Here is a 23716-nt window from a genome sequence, read left to right on the forward strand (position 1 = left end):
AGTTAGATTATGTTCTAACGGTTTCCGCAACAGTTTGCAACAGTTTGCAACAATTAGCCTTTAACCTTAGCCTAACATTCCCCTGATCAGAAAGAGACGCGGCCCCTCTGTCTTTACAGAGTCTTGCTGTGTTTGTAGTTTTAAGTTTTGAGTTTTAAGTTTTGAGTTTTAGGCTACAGCTTGAATTGAAGATCTCAAGTCTTTACTGATGAGTTTTGGGTTACGTCTCATCTGCTTCAGTGCAAGTTCCTTGACCCCTCTCTAGCTTTCCCTGACTAAAGGTGAGAATCAGTTCGAGTTTATTTAGGCTTCACTGATTTGAACGGCTTGATAACTCAAAACTTAAAACTCAAAACTTAAAACTCAAAACTCTAAACTAGTCCCCCTCCACTTGCTCCCGATATTCGTCTGCCGTCATGGCGTCGTCGAGTTCGCCTGGATCATCCACACGCAGCTTCAGCATCCAGCCTTCACCGTAGGGATCTTCTGCGAGCTGTTCTGGGGTTTCCAGCAGGGCGTCGTTACGCTCAACCACGGTACCAGTAATCGGAGCTTTCAAATCTTCAACGGCTTTCACTGACTCAACCGTGCCAAAGGTTTCTCCTTTTTCTAGGGCTTCACCAATTTCTGGTAATTCTAGAAACACAATATCGCCGAGTTGATCGACGGCAAACGCCGTGATGCCAATGGTGGCAATTTCGCCTTCGAGCCGGGCGTATTCATGTGTATCCGAATACTTCAAATCATCAGGGTACTCAAATGCCATATGCGGTCATCCTTTCATCGTTATCATGAAGCCACGATTACCAACGCCTATCGGACGCTGCTGATCAAGCTGAAACCAGAATCGAGCCAAAACAGGTTAATGCGTTTACACCACCTGAATGCAGTCTACTCAAGAGCCGGCCTTCTAAACAATTATTTCAATAAATTCAATTGATCAAAGAAGCGGTTGCATAGAAACTTAGCCTTCACTGGCCGTTGGCTCACCAGAGTCGCTGCCCCCAAATGGATCCATACCGTTGAACGGATCAGTACCGTTGAAGGGATTGGTGATACCGTTAGCTGTGGCTCGAGGTCCCATTGCTTTTGGGTACAGAGCTTCTGGCCGCTGTTGCCAGCTCTGGGTCAAATTGGTGACTTGGGCGATTGAGCTGTTGGCCAAGGAGACTAACCCGCCAGCATGGCGCAGTTGGGTCAACCGCAGATTCATTCGTTCCACCAGTCCTGTATGTTGGCCTGTGCTAATCACATCGCCAATCGCATATTGGTCTTCCCAGAGAATTAGACAGCCCATTAATCCATCTCTGACAAAATTCTGACAAATCAGCAGCAGCGCTAGTCCGACAATTCCAGCTAATGTCAACACTAGACTCAAGGGCAGGCCCAGGTAAACCAAAGCAGCTACTATGCCAACGCCGTACACCACAACCGTCTTTACAGGCTTAATCGAGGCGAGAATCGTGGAGATGCGTAAAACATCTCGCTGCGGGTCGTCGGCTGCCGCTGCCCCAAACTTGACCCAGGCATCAGCCAGCAGGTGCAGTAATCCACTGCCCAGGCGGCTCACCAGACTGGTAAAAAACCAAATCAGCAGCAGAGTAGTAGGAGTGCCGAGAAACTGCCGTACATATTGCCTGGTCCAAGGAAAGGCCGTTAGAGCGAGGATTAGTCCTACCGTCCAAACTAGCACCTGTGCCCAAGCCAGCAGCCAGCGGAAAAACCCCACGACTCGCCGCTGTTGCTGTAGAGTTTTCTGGTGCTGAAAGCTGTCTAGAAACCTGGCTCGCAGTGCGATTAGATCGAATTCTGTCATGCCACGAGACGGCTCAGGGTAGATTTCAGCTGCAACGGCTGCTTGTTGGAGGCGAAGGCGGCGATTGCGTCGCTTCAGGGGCACTTGCAGCAGCCAGAGGACCACACTTGCTCCCAGCATGATGGCTAACACGATCAGTGATTCCCCCAGTTTGCCGTGTAGGCTCAGAGCTTCCGGTGAACGCTCCATCAGGGCGGCATAGAGACTCTGGTAGATCAGCGAGCGCCATTGTTCGGCTAAGGCGGCAACGGGCTGTCCGTTATACTCAGCATCGACATGGGTAACGGTGACCAGCTTCAGCGGCTGCGAATGATATCCATCGCTGGCAATAATCACAGGTACATCGTTCAGAGAGATGACCGAAACCTGCAAGGTTTTTGGATCAAAATTGGTCAGAATACCATCTTTATTGCCGTGGATAAAGCTGCCCTCAATCACCCGATTCAGGTTTGCCTCGACCTGTTGAGATCGGATTTCTACTGGGAGCTGGTTGCCTGGTTGTGAGCGGTCCCACACGGTCGGAGAGGTCAGGGTGAACAGAGGAGCGCCATCGAAAATCACGGGTGCCGTTTCCAGATTTCCCAAGCGCTTTACCTCATGGCTGGGCTGCTGCAACTGCTGCTCCCAAACTTTGAGTACCGGCAGATGGCCAAAAGTAGTGGGTACCCAGGCGGTAAACAGCGCAAAGGCTAACAACCCCACGATCGTAATATGCAATCCACTGTGGGCCGGTTGTTCCCAGCTTTGAGCAAAATTCTGAACGAGCTGAACTAGCTTTCTCAACACTCTCTGCACGGCTATCCTACCTCATCGCTCTGCATCAGTATAGGAGCTACAGATCGAAACCGAACGCCTGTTTACGAAATTTTCGTTAACGAGATTAAATTCCGATGGGCGTTCGATGGGCTTTGATCAATTCCTGAGGAGGGTAATCAAAGCAACCCCATATGGGGCCAAATTGCTGGATCATGGTTGAGATGGTCAAGCAATGCTTGATGCTTTGTAGAGCGGATAGTTGTATTGTTCTCTTGTATCGTTTGTACCGTTCAATGATTGCAACTCAATGATTGCAACGGCTTGGCCAGCGCCTTTCAGGGCCGATCCCCTATCGCTGTGATTGGATATGCATAAAACCTATGCCTACGGCAAATTTCGCTTGCGCTATGGACAGCCCTTTCCGTTTGGGGCAACCCCAGTTCAGGGTGGTGTCAATTTCTCGATTTATTCCAACCACGCCACCGAAGCCATTTTGGTGCTATTTCGTAAAGGAGAAACCCAACCCTATGCAGAAATTCCGTTTTTACGAGAGTTTCGCCTGGGCAACGTGGTCAGCATGATCGTGCTCGATCTGGACTACGAAAATCTGGAGTATGGCTATCGAGTGGATGGCCCCTATGAACCCCAAGCAGGGCACCGCTTTGATGCCAACAAAATCTTGCTCGATCCCTATGCCAAAAATATTGGCGGGCGCGATGTCTGGGGTGCTCCAATCCAGGACCACGGCAATTTCCCCTATCGCGGACGGATCGTCACCGATGATTTTGATTGGGAAGGTGATCGGCCTCTAGAAATTCCAGCCGAAGATCTGGTGATCTACGAAATGCATGTGCGGGGCTTTACTCGCCATCCCTCCTCTAAAGTCACCCCTGAACATCGCGGCACGTTTGCCGGCATTCAAGAAAAAATTCCCTACTTCAAAGAGCTAGGCGTCAACTGCATTGAACTGATGCCAATCTTTGAATTTGATGAGCTAGATAACCCCCGTCACAATCCTTTAACCGGCGAGCCGTTGTTCAACTACTGGGGTTACAGCACAATCGGCTTCTATGCCCCTAAAGCGGGCTATGCCGCATCTGGAGCCATCGGCGGACAGGTGGATGAGCTGAAAACCCTGGTGAAGGAACTGCACAAAAACGGCATCGAAATTATTTTGGATGTGGTGTTCAACCACACGGCAGAGGGCAACGAAGCCGGACCGACGATCTCATTTCGCGGCCTCGACAACAAAACCTACTACATGCTGACACCCAATGGGCACTACCTCAATTTCAGCGGCTGTGGCAATACGCTTAACTGTAACCATCCGGTGGTGCGTATTTTTGTCCTGGATTGCTTGCGCTACTGGGCCTCGGAATACCACATCGACGGTTTTCGGTTTGATCTGGCCTCGATCCTAGGCCGCGCTCGTACCGGCGAACCTCTGGCGAATCCTCCGTTGCTGGAAACCTTGGCGTTTGATCCAGTGCTGGCCAAATGTAAATTAATTGCCGAAGCCTGGGATGCCGGCGGATTGTATCAGGTTGGCTCCTTTCCTGACTACGATCGCTGGGGCGAATGGAACGGGAAATACCGCGATGCCGTGCGCAAATTCCTCAAAGGCGAGGGCGATGTCAGCGAAATGGCGCAGCGCTTGCAAGGCTCGCCTGATCTCTATGCTAAAGCGGGCCGTTCGGTAGATAGTTCGGTCAATTTTGTTACGGCCCACGATGGGTTTACATTGGCGGACCTGGTTTCCTACAACCACAAACACAACGAAGCGAATGCCGAAAATAATCAAGACGGCATGAACGACAACGATAGCTGGAATTGTGGTGTAGAAGGACCGACGAACGATCCAGAAATTTTGGCGTTACGCCGACGACAAATGCGCAATGCGATCACCATTCTCATGGTGAGTCAGGGTGTACCGATGCTGTTGATGGGCGATGAGATGGGACACAGCCAGAACGGTAACAATAACGCCTATTGCCACGATTCGGAGCTAACCTGGCTCGACTGGACGCTGCTTAAAACCAATGCCGCCCTATTCCGCTTTGTGAAAAACTGCATTGCCTTCCGCAATGCCCATCCCGTGCTGCGCAATCGCGAATATTTTCAGCAGCAAGATTACCTCAAGGTCGGCTATCCCGATATTAGCTGGCATGGCACCAGTGCCCATGACCCCGACTGGTCTGAGGACTGTCACTGGCTCGCCTTCATGTTGTGTGGCAAATACGCCAAGGGCGGAACTGCCGTTGATGATTTTATTTATGTTGCCATGAACCTGCACTGGGAGTCCCACAGTTTCGAGTTGCCGAAGCTGCCGATTGGTATGAAGTGGCATGTGTTTGTCAACACGGCGATGCAGCCCCCCGAAGATATCTGGGAACCGGGTTTCGAACCAATCCTCTCAGAACAGTCGTGGATTATGGTGGGCGACCGCTCGGTGATGGTGCTGGTGGGCAAATAAATGGGCAAATAAATGGGCAAATAAGCAACTAGCCGCCTAAAACTTGCCGTTTAAAACGGCCTGAAATCGCTTGTTTTTACGCAAGCTTTCCAGATCAGGATCGGTTTTAGCAGCGGGCAAATAGCGGCTAGGATTGAGCCGAATTGCCTGAGCTAGATGATCGACTGCTAGAGCAGTTTTACCTTCACAGGCGTAGCAGTAGCCTTTGTTATAAATTCCGTTGGCATGATCGGGTTTGATCTTGAGTGACTGATCGATGCTGGCATGGGCTTCTCGGTACTTGTGCAGTTTCGCCAGAGCATAGCCGCGATTATCCCAGGCTTCGTAGTTGTTGGGGTCGGCGGCAATCGCCCGATCATAAGCCGCAATCGCCTCTTTGACTCGTCCCAACCGACGCAGGGTAATGCCCTGATTGTTCCAGGCATGGGTATCGTTGGGGTTGATTTCTACCGCTTTCTGGTAACAGCGCAGCGCCTCGGTTTCTTCTCCTTTCTGACCGTACATGTTGCCTAAATTAATCCAGGCCGAGGTGTTTTCTGGATTCAGCTCAATCGCTTTTTGAAAATCCGGAATTGCTTGATCGGGGTCTTCTTGGGCCATGTAGATGCAGCCCCGGTTATACCAGCCAGTCGATTCGTCAGGATTCATGTGCAGCGCCTGATTTAGGCTGCGAATTGCGCCCTTGTAGCGCTTGAGGGCTGTGAGGGCACTAGCTCGGTTCACCAAAGCCATGTAGCCATCTGGGTTAAACTCCACCGCTCGATCGTAGGCATTCAGCGCGTCATTATGTCGCCCCAGATTCATGAAGGCAGTGCCTTTGGCATCCCAAGCTCGGTAGTCGTGGGGATAGTACTCTAGTAGTTGCGTAAAGGCCTCGACTGCTGCCTGATGTTTCTGCCATTCTGCCAGCACCAGCCCCTTGTTGTAGAGCGCCGTATGATCGGTAGGGGTACGCCGGAGCGCTTGGTCAAAACTGTCAACCGATTCGGCATAGCGCTTCAAATGGCCCAGCACCAAACCGCGACAACACCAGGTATCGGTATTATCTGCATCCAAGGCTAACGACTGCTCTAAATACCCCAGTGCTTCCTCAAAGGCCCGCGCTTCAAAGGCCTGTACGCCTTGATCAAACAGCAGTTTTGCTTGCATTTCAGGATGGCTTGTCATAGGCAATCGCTGCAATCAACACCCTATTTCATCTTAAGTGAATTGCAGGCTTAGTCCTAATCTCAGCAATACATGGGAACGGTTCATCAGCAGGAATGATGTATTCCTGCTCCCAGGGATGGGTCTTCGGCCTAAAACAAAGGGAGAGTAGGCGAAGCCCGTGCGCCTGTACATACTGACAAGAAGTGGCTTGAAGTCCCCCTTCATCTACGAAGGCGCATCCCCGCTAGGGTTTAGGAGGCTTAGCGCCTGCGGCATAGCCTGCGGGAAGCAAGCAACAGGAAAAGGGGGATCGAAAGGCTACTGTAATGACAAAAGGGTCTTTAAACACGCCCTAGAACATCTCAATCATTGATATATCTCTGAATTACAGTCTCAATCTTATTCATCAGATTTTGCAACGGTTGATTTAAATCAGTTGATGATACGTACAAACGAGCATAGCTTTCATCAGCATCTAGAGCTTCCTCTACCAAACCTGCTAAATTGCGTGCTCGCCGATCAATTTTTAACAGCATCTCCAGTAGATTTGGCTCTAAGTAGAAAATCACCTCTAACTCATCCAAAAGTCTTTGATACTTTCCTCTGGGTCTAAACTCAAGCTCTTGAACAAAAGGATAGTCTCTACCCAAATAAACGTTATGTTTGCAATTTGCCTCGTAAAGATAGAAGCCAAGGAGTTCCAGGGCAGTCAAAACTCGCTTCATCAGAGGATGTGGTTGAACAGATATGTAATCCCAGTCTTTAGGATTGACTGCCATTCCAATGTCTAATCCAGTGCGGATGTAAACTTCCTGTTGTCCCAAGGTTAGAGGAGTTCGGCAGGGAACTTCAATGGAAAATGGAATAATCTTTTCTTCTTTTGGTTTTATGGTGAATCGTTGTGTCACTTGATGCTTAAGCAATTTACACTCTTCATAGGAATGGAAGGAGGAATTTCTGCTTTCGCATTTGTACTTAGTCGCAACATAGAAATAAATTTGCTCAATATTTTGAGCGACATCTCCACCGATAACATACACCTCTCCTTTCAATGTTGCACCAGGCATAGTATCTGTTGTATACAAGTATGTATCTACCTTGGTCGCGCCAATTCCAACACTAGCTAAGACTTTTTTGAATGTGGACATACTGGCTACTGTCTTGAAATAAATAGGACTTACGCATTCGCCCCCTGAATCCCCTAATTCTGGGGGGCTTCCAATCGGGTTCCCACCAGATTTGGAGGGTTGGGGGGCAGAAATTGCTGAGCTGCGTACCTGATAAATAGGCACTCACAAACACCCTATGCTATTCAGCATATTTGGTTCAGCGATCTATTAGGCTGCACTATACCCCTTCGGGGTTTTCGGATCGGCCCTTGGCAGGTAGTAAATAAATTGCACCTGAAACCAGTGTCAGCAGAACAGACACCCAGAAAGCGACTGTGGCCGGTACCTGCCAGGCTTCACCCAAAGGCGCAATCAGCAGAGCAATCGCTAAAATCTGACTGACGGTTTTGAGCTTGCCCCAGATGTTCGCTCCAGAGATTTTGGTTTGATTGACCCGCCATCCGGCGATGGCTAACTCACGTGCCAAAATCAGAAACACGCCCCAAGCAGGAACCGCTCCCAATTCGATCAGCACCATCAGCGGAGCCATCACCAAAAATTTGTCTACCAGCGGATCCAGAAATTTGCCCAGATCAGTCACCTGGTTCAGCCGTCGTGCCAAATAGCCATCCAGCCAATCGGTACCGGCGGCGATCAAAAACACTGCTAATGCAATCCACTGTGCTTGAACAGAAGGCTGATAGAGCAAGTAAAGCAGCAGCGGAACGCCAAGGAGACGAGAGACGGTGATCCAGGTTGGGAGGTTCATGGGCGTGGCTCAGCTTACTACTCTTCTAGCGTACTCACTGTTAGGACCTGAGGCGGCGTAGAATCGGGGGGATAGAGGAAACTGAATTCAACCAGCCGCCGGTCACCGGCTGGCATTTGCAGAGTAGCGAGGGGTTCGCCTTGTTGGCCACGTCGCTGCACGAGATGCACATAGCGGGTTTGGGGCAAGCCCTGATCGTCGGTGTATCGGACTCGCACGGTGCCGCGAAAGAAGGTTTGGGGGGGCAGTGGCTCGAAGAAGCGTAACCCGTTGCGGCTGAGGGTGTCTTCTTTGATCGGGGTTTGTAGGGCAATCGTGACGGTGCGGGGCTGGTTGGTTGGATTATGGAGCGGCAAGGACAGATCATACTGAATACCGTAGTTGCCATGGGCTTCGTAGGCGGTGTCAGGATAGCGAACGCGCAGGGGGGCGGTTTGGCTCTGGTCGCTGCCGAGTCTACCGCGTGCCAGCGTGCTCAACCCATAGGAAAAGGCACTGCCGGGGTCGGGAATGGTTAATTCGGCACTAGTGGGCTGATCTGTGACCTGGGCCTGCCAGCGGGAGCCAATCCCAACTCCGGCCACACGCCCGTAGATGATTTGGTTCGTGGGAGCAGTATTGTCGAGCAGAGTGGGAGGACGATCACGAGGAGTGACTAGATTCCCGGTTTCCAGGATGGTCTGCCAGTCTTCTAACGTAGGCGCGATTTCATTGCCAGCCGCATCTTGACGGGCAAACAAGGCCAAACTGGCAAGATAGACCGGGCCATCACTGCGTAGCCGCATCAGGGTGGAGCGGCCGTTGATCGGTGGATCGAGCGGGGCAATTGGGATCGGCAGGTTGAGCAGCATCTGATAGGAACCGGGCGGCACAATTAGTTGGGGGGGAAAGATCGCTTGACGTCTACCTCGCAGCACATCGCTCATGGCCCGACTCCCCGGTCCGGCGTACACCTCACCCAGGGGATTGTCCACAAAGGGCGGCAGCGAGATGAACGGTGCATCAGGCTGGCTGAGGTAGCTAGCGGCTTGCAGCGTATTGATTGTCACCGGACGGGTACCTGGATTGTAAACAATTACGCCCAAGTAGGCGGTCGTTAGATTCTCCGGGGTCAGCGCTTTGTAGACATGATGGGCAAACAGATCGAAGCGACCCTCAAAACCAAAGTCGAGGTGAGCTTCTGGATGCCGCTTGCCTTGGCTGGGAAATGTGGAAAGTAGAATGCCCTCAGCGCCAATAATTTCTGGGCTGTTGCTATTGAAAACAGGGACAGCGTCTAACTGTCCGGGCAGGGGGCGCACCGTTTGGGGAATCACAATTTCTTGCGGTGGTGGCGGAGCGGGTGCGGATGGGGTTTGGGCAAGCCAAAACATGGTTTACACAATGCCTATCGAATACCTACTGAACACAGCCAGAGGATAACAAGGTTGCCGAGAACCAAAATCGCGCTGGCTAGAATTGAATCAAGATCATAGCTTGAAGTGGGTAAGCTCATGTCCTTTTCCCCCAATCTCAACCAATGGAGTGAGTCAGACCTAGATTGGCTGATTGACCAGCTCTATGCTGATTCGCCATGCTGATTCGCCCATATTTCGGCAAGAAGCTTTTGCCATGACCCAAGACTGCAACCCGGCACCCATTGGCCCGCAGTCGCAATCATCAGGTTGTGGTCAGTTCCACGGCTGAAGCAACAAAAATTTGGAGTTCGCCCCATTGAGCTGACTGATTGCCAACTGATTGCCAACTGATTGGTAACTGATTGCCAACTGACTGCCAAGTAGCGGCTATAGCCTAACTACCATAGGGCTTTGGTTCAATTGCTAGCTGCTGAATAATCGTTTTGTAAAACTGGTCGGCTAGAGTTTTGTAGGCTTCATCGGTGAGACTAGTGGGGGTTTGGAAGGCGGGGTCCTTAGAGTTGGCGTAGAGTTGGCGCAAATCCAGCACTTTGGCATTGGCTGAGGATTGGGTGGCCTGCTGAGCGGCGCTGACCAACTGCGTATAGCTAGCTGCAATTTTTTGGCTGTAGTTCTCGCCGAGCTGCTCCAGGATGGCTTTCTCTGAGGCTGGCATTTGTTCGGGCGAACGGCTCGACAGTTCGGGTTGAATTCCCACAATCAAGCGCTTACGGGTAGCCGAACTCCAGCGCACCATTTGCAGCAAATGATTTTTGTAGCGGTCGATGCGCGCCTTCAGTTCTGCGTCATCGCCAGCTAAGCTTTGGGCTAGAGGCTGATCGGTGACGGTTAGATTTAGCGGAATGGCTTTGACTTCCTCGGTTTGGGCATTTTGCAAAATGTAATGCCGCACTCCCTGCACTAAATACAGCTGATCAAACCACCCCCGTACAGCTTGACCGATCGGATCTTCGACGACTGGGCGTTCGCCAGCAATCAGCGCATCGAGGCCAGGAATATCGGCACCGCTATGGCTGCTGGGCAAAAGCAAATCTTCGTAGCTGTTCAGCAAAATCACGATATCGGGATTGAAGGCCACTACCTGTTGAAACAGCATCGCCAGATCATTTCCTGACGCATAGCCCGGTACAGCTGCATTGACAACGCGATATTGCCGTTCTGGAATTCGGGCGGGTCGTTGCAGCACTTTAGCCACTTCGTCAGCTGTGTAGGGCAGAACGGCAGGCTGGTACTGATTTGGGTTTTGCTGCTGTTGTTTGACTTGGTCGTTCAGCAAGGTTTCGAGCTGATTCGCCAGGGTGGCCTGATTGTTCGAACTCAACTGGCCAAACGCCATCGAGCCACCTAGAACAAAAATCCGCACTTCGTTGGGATTCTTGGTTGGTGTGATGGGTTCGTCGTCGCGAAAGCCCTGGGGGTTGATTGCCCAATAGTTACTTTGCTGCTGCGGCAGGAGCTGATACCCCATGAGCGGATTGCGAACGGCCTGAAGTTGCCCCTGATTGGGTAAATTTTTGTAGGGCTGGCGATCGGGGCTGAGGAACCCTAGCTGATAGGCTTCTACCCGCTTAGCCTGATCCGACTGCTCCTGGCTGAAGGCTTGGTCTAACCCCGTGAAGCCAAACAGCAACCGGGTCAAGATCTCTAAGCCAATTGGGATTCCCACAATCGGTATCAGGTAAAAATACCAAGGACGGCGACGGGGTTTCCGCTTCCAGCTCCGACGGCTGCGCTTATACATGGGCAACGGTTTCAGTGACGACACGGCAATAGGTTTCGAGTTTTAGTTAACAACAAAATGCAACGCAAAACACAAAGTGTAGATGCAAGATTGGGCCAGAGCCAATCGTGTGTTGCTCGTGTAATTGGCTACTGATTCAACCCGTGGGTAGTGGTTCAATTGAACTTCCAGTTGAATTCTTGGGCAATGCTATTAGGGCCAAGGCTGCCGGGGGTTTAGCTGAATTTGCTCTCGTGAATTTGTTTAGCTCAATGCAGCTTTAAATTTGTTGGCTTTGTCAGATTGATCGTACAAATCGTACAAATTTACTGGATTCTGGTTAGATGCAGCCAATTGGGTCAAGTGGATTGCAGTTACTGCTTGTCTGATTGCTCTGGCTGCAAGTCAGTAAACTCGTCAGAGTTTTAGAATTTCAAAACCCGAAGGGGTCTTCGGATCGGCGCTTAGTGGTCCAGGGTTAACAATCGCTCCAGCAGTTGACGAAAATCGACAGCAATTGGCTCCCGATTGTGGGCCGTTAGCAGGGGAACATGAACAAAAAGACCGTTTTGGTAGGGAGCACAACTTTTCAAATAATTTAGCATTGCATGGTACAAGCTATTACAAACAAATCGTCCAGCATCATAGCTGATCACGGTGTGATTTAAACCAAACGTGAGCTGCTTCAGATTAAGCCTGGTAGCCAAAACGACATTATTGACAACAGCCTGGGCTTCAACATTGAGTTGAGATCGAGACTCGGCCATACCACAGCAAACTACTAAATCAGGTTGAATTTGTTCTAGTTTGGCGATGATTATATCCCTGCTCACCGGCAGGTTGACAGGTAAGTACCTCAAGCAATAAAGTGACCGAGACAACGTAGGAATTTGGGTGATTTCTGCGAGGAGCTGATCAGAAGAGTTACCTCGATGATGAGCTTTCCAGGGCGCAAAAGAAGTCAATAAAATTCGTCTAGCCACGATGTTTGATCTAGTCAACAGCTCAGATTAAAAAACATTAAATCATCGAAATGAATCATCTCACGGCTATTCCTATCGTTGATTTCGCTCCGTTTTTAACCCAGGATCTTGCGGCCAAACAGCTTGTCGCCCAGCAAATCAAACAAGCTTGCCAAACCTACGGCTTTTTTTACTTGACAGGATACCGCTTAGCAGCAGCCCGAATCGAACAAACCTTCGCAGAGGCAAAATCTTTCTTTGCCCTACCTACAGCAGTTAAGCAGCAAGTGTTGCGGTCGCCTCAGACCAATTGTGGCTATGTGCCTTTAGCAGCAGAACGCCTGAACCCAGACCGAGCATGGGACTTAAAGGAAGCGTTTAATGTGGGTATGCAAACGGACTGGCCGTCCGACCTAGAGCAGTTTCGGCAGGTGGTTGAGCAGTTTTACCAAGATTGCATTACCAAAGCGGCGCTACCTCTTCTGGAAGCCATCGCCTTGGCACTGCATCTGCCAGAATCTTTTCTGGTCGAACGCCACGGCCAAAATTTCTTTTTGCGCTTGCTCCATTATCCGGCTTGGCCCCATCCTGGCGGCACCAATCAGCTGCGGGCTGGAGAGCACACCGACTATGGCACAATCACGCTGCTGTTTCAGGAGCATGGAGCCACAGGTGGGCTAGAAATTCGCTCTTTTCAGGGTGACTGGTTGCCTGTGCCTGCCTTGGATGGGGCTATTGTGGTCAATATCGGGGATGCTCTGCAACGCTGGACCAATGATGACTGGCACTCGACACCGCACCGAGTTGTGCTGCCTCAGGGAGCCGCGATAGGACGCTCTCGCTATTCAATGGCGCTATTTTGTGACCCAAATCCAGAGGTGGAAATCGCCTGCCTCGATACTTGCCGAAACCAGCCACCACGCTACCCGCCTGTTACGTTTCGCGACTATCTGCAAAGTCGGTTTGCAGCTACCTACTAACCACCCATCCGAGACCCGTCAGAGGGTTGGGATAGCTCTGATTACAGCTACATGCTAAACCAACTCAACCAACTAACAGAGCGCCATACAGAAAAATCCCGACGAGGGTCGCCGGGAGACAAACTGCTTAGGTATATCAGATGCTTCTAAGCATAACCACTGATCCGAGAATAATCATCACCCACTAGGGTAATTTATTCTTTTTTTACAATTAAAAGTGTGGTGGGTTTGGATGGGGTTGGGGGTTGGGGGTTGGGGGTTGGGGGTTGGGGGTTACAGCCTTTTTTAGGCTAGTGAAGTACGAAAGACGGGGTGCAGGGGCAGTGCCCCTGTGGGGGGACGAAGCCCCCCCCCCCTGTACCTCTGGTGATTTTGAAGATGCAGCCAGGAGCTTCGATGTTTATAACCAAGCTGGGGTTGCTATGGTTGGGCTGCCTGTTCAATTAACCTACCGATCAATCAACTAACCACAGATCAAGCGGTTCAGTAAGAAGGGAGCTTCTGAAATAATTTCTAGCTTGGTGATGGCTGTGGTCTGGACCTGGACTTGATGGCGGACTGGTGCTGCTGGGTTGTGGGCGGAGGAATAGGACGATTGGCCCAGGTGCTGCTCGGCTATACACTGATCGGCTGGTTTGTCTGTGGTGCACGGCAGAACACCTTTGGCCTTCAAACAGGGAGGAGCATCGTTAAAGACTCTGACGACAATTTGCTTTACCCCGACCAATCCAATGTTCACCTGCTGGTAGGGCAGATTAAAGTAAATGGTCAGAGGCACTTGCTGGCTGATGGGCATCAACCCAATCGGCTGTTCCGAGTTTGTGAAGGCAGGATTGGATGGCTGAAGTGCAATGGCATCAGAAAACTGAATTCCCCAAGGTCGGAACTGATCGCGCACCTGAGTAAATGAACACAGCTCAGAGAAATCAAGATGGATCCGTCTTGACAGCCAAGGTGGACTAGGGAACGGACAGTGGAAGGGGTGCCTGAGCGGCATGGCTGTGCCTTGAGTTCTAATGGGCACCATGCTGGAAGCAATTGGTGGTGAGGCATCCAATTGGCAAGACGGAAATGAAATCAGGGGCTGAACCAGAAATTCGCGATTGGTTGTTTTGCGATTGGTTGCTTCTGGATCGGTGGGGGGCTGGAGTTGCAGGGAAACCATAAGATTAGAACAGGGGTACAATGCACTGCTCAATCGATACATAGAGGCCATCCTCGCCTCCGTATGCACCACAACTTTGATCCTGATTCTTAACAACCGATAAAGTTTGGATGAATTACGAATCAATTACTGAGCCGGAGCTCTGAAGGGATTTTGAAATTCAAGCACTCTGACAAGTTTCGGATAGCTACTAAACAGCAATAGCACCACCGACGAAACTAAAGCCTGTACTGAAATTCGAGAAAGTATCTCCTTGAACGATCGCCACCAATTCAGGCACGGCTTGCCCAGCAGTCAAGTAGATCGCTTTACCGGCCACACCAGCAATCGGGGAGTTCCCAATCGAGTAAGCTCCGGCTGACCCCGCTAACTGCATTACATCTGTCATTTTGTTAAAGTCTTTGATTAGAGCGTAATCAGCTTGGCCTGCCGTTGCCACATTGCGATCGTTGTAGAAAACGCGACCTGGGATGCCGAGCACAAACGTATCGCCACCGCTTGCACCAACCATGACATCGATTTCACCTCTACCCGTTGCTACTGTGGAAGTACCCTGAAGCCGATCATTGCCAAGGCCGCCATTGAGGGTGTCGTTGTTTTCTTGGCCGTAGAGTTGGTCATTGCCATCATCGCCCTCTATGTGGTCGTTGCCGCTACCTCCGTAGAGAAAATCACTGCCATCTGCTCCGAGCAGTTCGTCGTCACCGTCTTCTCCATGGAGGGTATTGGAGGCGAAGTCAGACGGAGCAGTTGGATCACCATTGGCGTTCATCACATCATTGCCGCTACCGCCAACCATGTAGTCACTGCCCAACCCGCCATTCATGCTGTCATTACCCGAGCCACCATACAGCGAGTCGTTGCCATCAAATCCCTGTTGGATGTCATCTCCCGCTTCACCGCGCAGCACATCGTTACCAAATCCACCATCCAGGAAGTCGTTGCCTTCTCCACCATAGAGGGTGTCGTCGTCGAACCCTCCGTAGATAGTGTCATCTCCGAATCCACCAAAGATCGTATCGGCACCGCTGTTGCCAAACAGGTCATCATTTCCGTTCATGCCATAGAGAACATCATCGCCGGCCTGTCCCTGAAGCCAATCCTGAAGCTGGCTGCCATTTAGGACATCATTGAATGATGTGCCAATGCGTGTAACCATATCAATCTCCATTTGTAACGTTAATAGGTACTCAAAAGTAGCGGTTCAGTTCATTTGGCAATTACTCTGAATCCGCTATTTACAGTCTGGTGATACAGCGAGTGATGAAAAGAAACAGGCAACCCTGAAACGATACGAATCAGCTCAACTCTGGAGCGCAAGTTGAAAATAGCACTAAACATCAAAAACGAGTGCTATCCTCCTGGCATGTCATCAATAAAATAACAGCAGGAGGATAACGCTAGGTTTTGGCTTTGGAAATGCTGGCTTCAGCAGCACAGGTAGGTCTTTCAGTAGCGATTTGGTTTGGGATCAAGACTTTATAGAGACCCGCTCCAATCGATTCCCGGAATTAATCTCAGCCCTGCACATGTGCTGCTTTAGGCAGCCTTGGTTAGGCTTAAGCGACTGGACCACCCGTAAAGTTGAATCCAGAGCTGAAGTTGGTGAAGGTGTCTCCTTGAACGATTGCTACCAACTCAGGCGTGGTTTGTCCAGCGGTTAGGTAGATGGCCTTGCCTGCAACGCCAGCAACCGGTGAGTTACCAATTGAGTAGGAACCGGCTGTTCCAGCCAATTGGATCACATCAGCGACCCTGCTGAAGTCCTTGATTAGGGCATAATCTGCTGCACCGGATGTGAACCGGTTGCCATCATTGTAGAAAGCCTTACCAAATTCGCCCAGCACAAATCTGTCGTTGCCAGGGCCGCCAGTCATGACATCCCTTTCCCCTCTACCACCGGAGAAGTAATCAGCACCTTGTAACCGGTCATTGCCGAGGCCGCCATTCAGGGTGTCGCTGTTTTCTTCACCGTAGAGTTCGTCGTTGCCGCTGTCTCCTTCCATATAGTCGTTGCCAGTGCCACCATACAGGTAATCACCACCTTCAGCACCCAGCAGTTGGTCGTTGCCGGCTTCTCCATAGAGGTAGTTTGTAGCAAAGTCAAACGGCTCGGTCGGATCGCCATTAGCATTCATGACATCGTCACCGCTGTCGCCGTACATCCAGTCACTGCCGAGGCCGCCATTCATGATGTCATTGCCAATGCCACCATCCATGTAGTCGTCGCCATCGAAGCCACTCATGTTGTCATTGCCGGTTCCGCCGTACATATCGTCGTTGCCGAAACCGCCATCCATGAAGTCATCACCGTCTTCACCATAGAGGATATCATCGTCCCAACCACCGTAGATGGTGTCACTGCCAGAACCACCAAAAATGGTGTCACTGCCAGTATTACCGAATAGGTCATCATGGCCGCCCAGCCCGTAGAGGACATCATTACCAGCATTACCTTGAATCCAATCCCGCGATTCGCTACCGGTTATAACATCATCAAATGGTGTTCCAATGCGTGTAACCATAGTTAGTCTCCATTTGTGCAAGTTCTATAACTAAATCATTGCTTGTCAGACTACAAACGCAATCACCCTTATAGGTACCATTTTGATAAAATAAATGGCTTTTAAGATGTTTGGGTTCATATCGCCTGATTGCAGAAATTTAGCGTTCAAATGTTGAAAAGTGGTTATTTTCTTCAAATTCATCACTTTTCACACATGAAAGCTTCTCTCATATTGAGAGTTCGTTTTTTCTACAGTTCTTCTTCGCACAGTTCTTCCTTATACAATTTTCCCAGGAGAGTTGATGGCCAGCCGGCTATGACAGTTGTGCCAATCAAGCCCACTCAAATTTGGGAAACAAATTTGGGAAACAATGCCAGCCAAAATCAAACTACAGTTCTGGCAAGCTATTTCTAACAGAAGCCAGATAGAAGTCAGATAGAAGTCAGATAGAGTAGGGGCAAATGCCCACTGCCAGCAAGATGTTTGCAGACGCTCTAGGTCCGACACTCGATAAAGTTGACTTCTGACAAAGTTGACTTCTGACAAAGTTGACCTACTTAGAGCCTATCCAAGCACTCATCAGAGTTTTTGAATTTCAAAACCCCGAAGAGGTCTCCGGACAGGTAATTGGAATCGATGAAGCGAACCAAGTCGATTGCTCAAAGAGCTACCTCAACGCAGGGTTGATCTAGCGAAAACCACTCATTGCCTATGGCTTGATCGAAGGATTTGCCAGATGAGGTGTATCTCGTTGAATTTGCCTAAATTTGCTTTGCAATGGGTAGGGCACGAACTGATTACTAAATGTAGATTACTTGTAGATGCAGTCACTCTTACGGCTTGAGCGAATAGCAGCTGCAACCAGTTAACTAACTTGAATTGAGTGACAAACAAATAAGTTGTCGATCTGGCTGCTGATCATGATAAACGCTGACTAGTGAACCGTTTTAGTAGACTGTTGACCTAAACTGAGTTATATGTACCCTGTGGCGATAAGACTTGTATCAATGTAATCTGCTACTGACACACATTTTATGTCGATGCAGTGTCAATGTAGTATTACTTGAATTTCTTACTCTACTCATAGACTACTCAACAGGTTACAGCAAATCCGGTAACTTTGATCTTTTTCCAAATTGCTTAATCTTTTAAATAGATCTTAAATAGATCAATTCCATGCTTGGTAGTGCTCAAGAAGTAATGGTTTTGGGATGAGGATGTGCCGCGCGGAGCGCGGCACATCCTCACTTGTTTAGCACTACCCCATGCTTCGGCAAATCCGTAGCGCTGACAGCTAGTCGGCTAGCAGGCCGGATGGCTGCTCTAGGTTGATAGCTGTTGATAGCTAATGCTGTCTTACTAATCTTCTACGGGCTGGCCGACGACTTCAGCTCAATGCTTGGGACGCAGCCTCATTCATCTGCACTACACGCTGTTGATACAGACTGACAATTTTAGCTACCACTTCGTCGATTGTCAGATCGTCCGTGACAATTTCGATGGCATCGCCTGCTTTGCGTAAGGGTGAAATGGGGCGTGTGCTGTCCTTGAGATCCCGCTCGTAAATGGCCTGTTCCAAATCGGCTAGCATCACCTCAGGATGGCCTTGATTTTTTAGATCCTGCTGGCGACGGCGAGCGCGTTCCTGAACCGAAGCGGTAAGAAAGATCTTGAGTTCGGCATCAGGAAAAACACAGGTGCCGATATCTCGTCCATCCATGACAATTCCGCCCCGACGCCCATAAGCCTGCTGTCGCTTGACCATCTCACGTCGCACCACAAGCTGAGCTGAAACCGCCGAAACCTGTTCGGTCACTTCCGGAGTACGAATCGCGTGGGTGACATCTTGCCCATTGATAGAGACGCGCATCGTGGTGGGATCACCACTAATATCGATTTGGCACTGGCTGACCAATTCTGCAATCGCCGCTTCGTCCTCGACTGCAATGCCCGATTGCAGCACCAACCACGTCACCGCCCGATACATTGCCCCCGTATCCAGATAGAGCAAGCCCAATGTCTGGGCTACCTGCCGCACTACGGTTGATTTACCGGCACCGGCAGGACCATCAATCGCCAAGACAGGCTGGCGGTTTTGTAACACAATGTTGTCGATCAGGCGAGTGGAGCCAACCCGAGCGGCAATTGCCAGCAGGCCAGCTTCTTCGATCTGTTCTAGGGGCTGCATAGTATGAGGATGCACGAGTTCGATATACTCCAGTTGAACGCTAGGCACGGTTTGTAATTCTACCTTAACGGTGTCAATTAATGCTGGACGGGAGCGAGTTCCTTGTTGAAAGGCTCGCTCAGCTCGCTTCAGACTGCGATACAGGACCGTTGCCGCCGAGCGTTGCTCTGGGGAAAGGTATTGGTTACGAGAACTGAGGGCTAACCCATCTGATTCCCGCACAATCGGACAGGGCACTAGCTCGACGGGCATATTCAAATCGGCAACGACACGACGTAAAACAGCAACTTGTTGAGCGTCTTTCTGACCAAAATAGGCTCGCTGAGGCTGAACGATTTGCAGTAATTTGGTCACGACTGTCGCAACCCCAGCAAAATGACCGGGACGCGAGCGGCCACACAGTCCTTCAATCAAAGCAGTGGGCGGAATCACCTGGGTCAGCCGTTCCTTCGCCAAACGTCCAGAATCAGCATCCGATTCGCTGAATAGCTGGCTGTACAACTCCTCTGGGGCTGGTGCAAAAATCACATCCACTCCAGCCTGCTCACACAGCTGCTGATCCTGTTCTAAGCTGCGCGGATACTTCTGAAAATCTTCGTTGGGACCAAATTGCAGTGGATTGACAAAAATGCTGACGACAACCCAATCGTTTTCCTGTCTGGCTCGCTGAATTAAGCTGAGGTGACCTGCATGCAGCGCTCCCATCGTCGGAACTAGCCCCACAGAAACGCCTTGCGGGTAACAGGAAGGGTTGGTGTCATCCCGTGCCGCAGCTTGGATTTGACCTGATTGCAACTGGCTCAAATAGCAGCGCAATCCAGCGACAGTTTTAAATAAACGCACCAGGTTCTCCTGCTGACTTACTCAGTTCCTCCGCTTAGTAGTTTACAAAATTCCGGTTGAGGAAGTGGGAAAGGCGGAGTAAGGTTTGTGTGAAGCGATACCGTTCCCCAAAAACGCGATAGGGTTAGATTAAGTCGATGCCGAAGGATTAGTTGGATAGTGACTCAAGCCACGCAGCAAATTGTTGTGGCTGGGCAAATCGTGCAAACGCAGCACCTGCTACCCGGTTTCCAAATCGCCGTAGACGAACTGCTGGCGTGATGGTTTCCGACGATCAACTTTCTGGCTCTTCACCCCAGTTGCCTCCAGCTTCTGCTGCACGAGGCATGGGGCGTTGAGCTACCTGATAAGGGGATGGTCCCGGCTCTAAAGGCTGCCGTTGGCGGGATGGGGGCTGACGACGACGAGAGACGCCCTCTTCGGTCGTTTCTTCCGCTACAACTTCGTATAGAACCGCAAATTTATCTGTACTACCTTTGCGCAACACGCGGCCCAACCGCTGAATGTACTCACGAGTTGAACCAGTCCCTGATAGCAGAATCGCCACGCTTGCTTCGGGCACATCAACGCCTTCATTCAGCACGTGGGATGCGACTAGGGTTTTATAGCGCCCTTCCCGAAAATTTTTTAGAATTTCGTGCCGCTCTTTTACTGGGGTCTGATGGGTAATGGCTGGAATCAGGAATTCCTGCGAGATGCGATAGACGGTGGCATTATCGTTGGTAAAAATCAGCGTTTGCTGCGGGTAGTGCTGGGCAATCAGATCGGCTAGAACGCGCAGTTTTCCAGCAGTGCCGAGGGCAATCGAACGAGCTTCCCGATGGGCGAGCATAGCTCTGCGTCCGGCTTTGGACTGAGCGCTAGCCTGTACGAACCGCTGCCAACCTTGCAGTGTGCCTAACCAGATGTTGGACTGGCGCAAAAACCGATCGCGGGTGTCGATCAGCGCATCGTAGCGTTCTCGCTCCTGTTGGGACAGCTTCACCCGAAGCTGGACAATTTCATGATGGGCCAATGCCTGACCTGCCAGTTCTTCCGCCGTGCGGCGATAGACGATTTTTCCCAGCAGCGTATCCAGATCGGTATGTCTCCCATCGGAACGGTCCGGTGTGGCGGTGAGGCCAAGCCGGTAGGGTGCAATGGCGTATTCGGCGATCACTCGGTTAAAGTCGCTGGGTAGATGATGGCATTCGTCGCAGATCAGCAGTGCATAGCGATTGCCCAAGGATTCGACATGAATCGCCGCACTGTCGTAGGTGGCCACTAAAATCGGCGTCCGGTCCCGCGAGCCTCCTCCCAGCAACCCCACTTCCGCATCGGGAAAGGCTGCCAGCAGATGGGCATACCACTGATGCATCAAATCCAGCGTGGGTACGGTAATCAAGGTACTGCACGAGGCCACCTGCATCGCCATCTGGGCCAGATAGGTTTTTCCAGCCGCCGTCGGCAACACAACAACGCCTCGCTGTCCCGCGAGCTGCCAAGCTTCTAGCGCCTCCTGCTGATGTGGATAGGGCTGTCGCGCTAGGGTGACGTCTAGATCCACTGGGGCAAAGTCAGAGGCTTCGTCTTTAAACGAGTTACCTTCCTGTTCCAGGGTCTGCTTCAGCGCCCGATACTGACTGGCCGGAATCCGAAACCGCTCAATCCGATCATCCCAAGTAGCATAGTCGATCCACGCTTTCCCTTTGGGAGGTGGATGCAAAATCAGCGTACCGCGATCGAACTTGAGGGTAGGAGTGCGACCCATGAGCAGGAAAGGAACGACTGTTGATTAGTATAGAGGCAGACAGGAGCTAGGAGTTTTCGATCATAGGAGCATTGCTTTTTGCACCATGAATTTTATCCTGACGACTGAACGCCTCCACCTACAACCCTGCGGCGCTGACGACTTGATGCGTCTGCATAGGCTATGGACAAATCAGCATATTCGCTATTTCTTGTTTGATGACCGCATCATTTCTGAGGATGAAGCACGCTCATTCATTCAGGCAAGCCTGGACAGCTTCAATCGATATAATTATGGGTTATGGCTTGTCTATTGTCAGAATCAGTGTATTGGTTTTGCTGGCTTCCTGGATGCTGAGGAAGCACCTAACCTAATTTACGGTATTCATCCCGACTGCTGGGGGCAAGGATATGCAACTGAAGCTGCTAGAGCTGTTTTAACTTACGGTTTAGAAACGTTGAGCCTGCCTAGAGTGAATGCAGATGTAGATGAACCAAATACAGCGTCTATACGGGTGCTGCAAAAACTAGGCATGAAGCAAGTGGGTCATGCCATTGTCAATCATCATCCGCTACTGTATTTCACCACCTATTCGTAGCCAATTTGAAACATAGAATTGCAACCAATTACTGGTTGATAGAATGTGGAGTGTCTGGTGAACGTTTGAGCCAAGTTCCACGTCGTAGCTTCGATGTCCAATTGGAATAATTCCGATTGGAATCATAATTGGAATCATAAGGCTATGGCGGGGATTATTGGCTTCAGGGAGATTGGGCCATGAATTGCGGTAATCAGCAAGAATACCTTCCAACCCGATCGGAAGCTGTTGAATAGGGTTTTTTCGAGAATTTTAACATCGTTTGTATAGCAGCGATGGCTCTACGAATCGCTTTAGGATCTGCACCGTCCCCTAGCCCATCCCCATTCCTCAACTCCAACCGAAACTTCAGAACCGGGCTGCACATTCCCGCCCGACAGATCGATCAGCGTGACGGCGGTTGCAGCCTGGAAACTTCCCCTATAGATCGGTTGTCCTTGAGCGTTAGTGCCACTGCTGCTCAGATTCGTCGTTTGCGGCGGTTGCCCAGAGCGTTGCCAGCGGATCAGGCTAAATCGTCTATCGGTATATTCGGCAGTGTAAGCCCAACCGTTCTTCATACGTCCATCGCAGAAGAGTTGTTGGGGAGGCTGGGGAGACGGCGCACTTCCACCTGAAGAGAGACCGCAGGTTCCCGTTGAGGTTCCCCACTCTTCGACACTGACAGAAATCTGTGAACCGGGATTTACATTGCCACCAGAGAGATCGGTCAGAGTGACTGTGGTTGCGGCTTGAAAAGCGCCGGTATAAATCGGTTGTCCTTGAGCGTTGGTATTGCTAAAGGTCAGATTTGTGGTTTGCGGTGGTTGCCCAGAGCGCTGCCAGCGAATCTGAGTGAAGCGCCCATCCAGAAACTCAGCCGTATAAGCCCAACCGTTATTCATGCTGCCATTACAGAAGAGTTGCTGGGCCGCATGGGCAGATTGTTGGTCTACCACCAGCAACCCGAGCGTGATTAACCCGGTTGCCAAAGCGGTCGTGCAGCCTTGCAGGTTCTTCAAACCGATGCTCATTGCTTTTTCGCCTTTTACTAACTTTTACTAATTTGACTCATATAGACGACGAACATCTCAGTATACAGAATAAATCTATGAAAATAATAGGATTTGAGAGTGGTGTAATAGTAATCTTTTATACGTAGACCATCAATATACTGATCAAAACGAAGTGGTTGAGAAGAATGTAATTCCAGATTCTACAGCGTTTTTCACTCATGTTTTCACTCATGTGAGGTATGGATGGTATGTGGGCGAAGCCCTGACGCAGGGGCACTGCACCCCGTTTTTCGTACTTCACTAGCCTGAAAAAGGCTGTATGTCAAAAGTATCCGACCGGACACCATGCTTGGACAGAGCAAAGAACAGAGCAAGGAAATGAAGAAGTGGGCCAACATCGTCGAGTTTGGTCGGAGTGTGATGTGAGCAACTCGTGGCATGGAGAGGTGGCATGGAGAGTCAGATCTGGAGTTGACGATGCTGGATCTTCAGTACTTCGTTTCGCCTATTTGCAAAAACTTAATCGCTGCTGCGAGAAT

General features: G+C 50.5%; 17 protein-coding genes. 3 read left to right on the plus strand and 14 right to left on the minus strand.

Annotated features, from left to right (window positions below; genetic code table 11):
* Positions 1-376 precede the first annotated feature (376 nt).
* Both gcvH and HJG54_RS24660 read right to left on the minus strand, forming a co-directional pair.
* Positions 377-766, minus strand: a complete 390-nt coding sequence (gene gcvH, locus HJG54_RS24655) for a glycine cleavage system protein GcvH (protein ID WP_035999589.1) — start codon at positions 764-766, stop codon at positions 377-379.
* Between the two features lie 198 nt (positions 767-964).
* Entirely contained in the window at positions 965-2611 is a 1647-nt protein-coding gene (locus HJG54_RS24660) for a mechanosensitive ion channel family protein (RefSeq protein WP_316431870.1), read from the minus strand.
* A 328-nt stretch (positions 2612-2939) separates the two neighbouring features.
* Here HJG54_RS24660 and glgX point away from each other — a divergent pair, with 328 nt between their 5' ends.
* Positions 2940-5045 (plus strand): glycogen debranching protein GlgX, encoded by a 2106-nt coding sequence (glgX, locus tag HJG54_RS24665; protein WP_316431871.1) that lies wholly within the window; start codon positions 2940-2942, stop codon positions 5043-5045.
* Positions 5046-5081: 36 nt separating this feature from the next.
* Here the strand turns inward: glgX and HJG54_RS24670 are convergent, their stop codons facing one another.
* The 6 genes from HJG54_RS24670 to HJG54_RS24695 all read right to left on the minus strand — a co-directional run bounded on the left by HJG54_RS24670 (position 5082) and on the right by HJG54_RS24695 (position 12193).
* A complete protein-coding gene (locus tag HJG54_RS24670) occupies positions 5082-6212 on the minus strand; it encodes a tetratricopeptide repeat protein (protein WP_316431872.1) in 1131 nt (376 codons plus the stop codon).
* Positions 6213-6556: 344 nt separating this feature from the next.
* Entirely contained in the window at positions 6557-7342 is a 786-nt protein-coding gene (locus HJG54_RS24675; RefSeq protein WP_316431873.1) for a sporulation protein, read from the minus strand.
* A 199-nt stretch (positions 7343-7541) separates the two neighbouring features.
* Positions 7542-8072: a CDP-diacylglycerol--glycerol-3-phosphate 3-phosphatidyltransferase gene (pgsA, locus tag HJG54_RS24680; protein ID WP_316431874.1), complete on the minus strand. Its 531-nt coding sequence runs from the start codon at positions 8070-8072 to the stop codon at positions 7542-7544.
* A 17-nt stretch (positions 8073-8089) separates the two neighbouring features.
* Positions 8090-9445, minus strand: a complete 1356-nt coding sequence (locus HJG54_RS24685) for a DUF3370 domain-containing protein (RefSeq protein WP_316431875.1) — start codon at positions 9443-9445, stop codon at positions 8090-8092.
* A 418-nt stretch (positions 9446-9863) separates the two neighbouring features.
* Positions 9864-11255 carry an SGNH/GDSL hydrolase family protein gene (locus HJG54_RS24690; RefSeq protein ID WP_316431876.1) on the minus strand — a complete coding sequence of 464 codons (1392 nt, stop codon included), beginning with the start codon at positions 11253-11255 and terminating at the stop codon, positions 9864-9866.
* A gap of 419 nt (positions 11256-11674) precedes the next feature.
* Positions 11675-12193: a peptidase C15 gene (locus HJG54_RS24695; protein ID WP_316431877.1), complete on the minus strand. Its 519-nt coding sequence runs from the start codon at positions 12191-12193 to the stop codon at positions 11675-11677.
* Between the two features lie 50 nt (positions 12194-12243).
* Between HJG54_RS24695 and HJG54_RS24700 the strand changes: the two genes are divergently transcribed.
* Positions 12244-13152, plus strand: a complete 909-nt coding sequence (locus HJG54_RS24700; protein ID WP_316431878.1) for an isopenicillin N synthase family dioxygenase — start codon at positions 12244-12246, stop codon at positions 13150-13152.
* 463 nt (positions 13153-13615) lie between these two features.
* On the opposite strand, the gene HJG54_RS24705 is transcribed toward HJG54_RS24700, so the two are convergent.
* From HJG54_RS24705 to HJG54_RS24725, 5 genes are all read right to left on the minus strand, one after another.
* Positions 13616-14317 (minus strand): hypothetical protein, encoded by a 702-nt coding sequence (locus HJG54_RS24705; protein ID WP_316431879.1) that lies wholly within the window; start codon positions 14315-14317, stop codon positions 13616-13618.
* Between the two features lie 190 nt (positions 14318-14507).
* Positions 14508-15476, minus strand: a complete 969-nt coding sequence (locus HJG54_RS24710) for a calcium-binding protein (RefSeq protein WP_316431880.1) — start codon at positions 15474-15476, stop codon at positions 14508-14510.
* A 400-nt stretch (positions 15477-15876) separates the two neighbouring features.
* Positions 15877-16842: a calcium-binding protein gene (locus HJG54_RS24715; RefSeq protein WP_316431881.1), complete on the minus strand. Its 966-nt coding sequence runs from the start codon at positions 16840-16842 to the stop codon at positions 15877-15879.
* A gap of 1369 nt (positions 16843-18211) precedes the next feature.
* Positions 18212-19855, minus strand: a complete 1644-nt coding sequence (locus tag HJG54_RS24720) for a bifunctional pantoate--beta-alanine ligase/(d)CMP kinase (protein ID WP_316431882.1) — start codon at positions 19853-19855, stop codon at positions 18212-18214.
* 274 nt (positions 19856-20129) lie between these two features.
* A complete protein-coding gene (locus HJG54_RS24725) occupies positions 20130-21605 on the minus strand; it encodes a DEAD/DEAH box helicase family protein (protein WP_316431883.1) in 1476 nt (491 codons plus the stop codon).
* Between the two features lie 85 nt (positions 21606-21690).
* On the opposite strand from HJG54_RS24725, the gene HJG54_RS24730 reads away from it, so the two are divergent.
* Positions 21691-22182, plus strand: coding sequence for a GNAT family N-acetyltransferase (locus tag HJG54_RS24730; RefSeq protein WP_316431884.1), 492 nt, complete (start codon positions 21691-21693; stop codon positions 22180-22182).
* Positions 22183-22475: 293 nt separating this feature from the next.
* On the opposite strand, the gene HJG54_RS24735 is transcribed toward HJG54_RS24730, so the two are convergent.
* On the minus strand, positions 22476-23195 hold the full coding sequence (locus HJG54_RS24735; RefSeq protein WP_316431885.1) for a hypothetical protein: 720 nt from the start codon (positions 23193-23195) through the stop codon (positions 22476-22478).
* Between the last annotated feature and the right edge of the window lie 521 nt (positions 23196-23716).

Origin of the sequence: Leptolyngbya sp. NK1-12 (genome assembly GCF_032598965.1) — a bacterium.
In the GTDB taxonomy this organism is placed as follows: Bacteria; Cyanobacteriota; Cyanobacteriia; order Elainellales; family Elainellaceae; genus Elainella.

Excerpts from the sequence above, each read along its gene's own strand:
- HJG54_RS24670 (WP_316431872.1), bottom strand. The coding sequence starts at position 6,212 with ATGACAAGCCATCCTGAAATGCAAGCAAAACTGCTGTTTGATCAAGGC.
- HJG54_RS24735 (WP_316431885.1), bottom strand. The coding sequence starts at position 23,195 with ATGAGCATCGGTTTGAAGAACCTGCAAGGCTGCACGACCGCTTTGGCA.
- HJG54_RS24675 (WP_316431873.1), bottom strand. The coding sequence starts at position 7,342 with ATGTCCACATTCAAAAAAGTCTTAGCTAGTGTTGGAATTGGCGCGACC.
- HJG54_RS24730 (WP_316431884.1), top strand. The coding sequence starts at position 21,691 with ATGAATTTTATCCTGACGACTGAACGCCTCCACCTACAACCCTGCGGC.
- HJG54_RS24705 (WP_316431879.1), bottom strand. The coding sequence starts at position 14,317 with ATGGTTTCCCTGCAACTCCAGCCCCCCACCGATCCAGAAGCAACCAAT.
- HJG54_RS24710 (WP_316431880.1), bottom strand. The coding sequence starts at position 15,476 with ATGGTTACACGCATTGGCACATCATTCAATGATGTCCTAAATGGCAGC.
- pgsA (WP_316431874.1), bottom strand. The coding sequence starts at position 8,072 with ATGAACCTCCCAACCTGGATCACCGTCTCTCGTCTCCTTGGCGTTCCG.
- HJG54_RS24700 (WP_316431878.1), top strand. The coding sequence starts at position 12,244 with ATGAATCATCTCACGGCTATTCCTATCGTTGATTTCGCTCCGTTTTTA.
- HJG54_RS24725 (WP_316431883.1), bottom strand. The coding sequence starts at position 21,605 with ATGGGTCGCACTCCTACCCTCAAGTTCGATCGCGGTACGCTGATTTTG.
- HJG54_RS24685 (WP_316431875.1), bottom strand. The coding sequence starts at position 9,445 with ATGTTTTGGCTTGCCCAAACCCCATCCGCACCCGCTCCGCCACCACCG.
- glgX (WP_316431871.1), top strand. The coding sequence starts at position 2,940 with ATGCATAAAACCTATGCCTACGGCAAATTTCGCTTGCGCTATGGACAG.
- HJG54_RS24715 (WP_316431881.1), bottom strand. The coding sequence starts at position 16,842 with ATGGTTACACGCATTGGAACACCATTTGATGATGTTATAACCGGTAGC.
- gcvH (WP_035999589.1), bottom strand. The coding sequence starts at position 766 with ATGGCATTTGAGTACCCTGATGATTTGAAGTATTCGGATACACATGAA.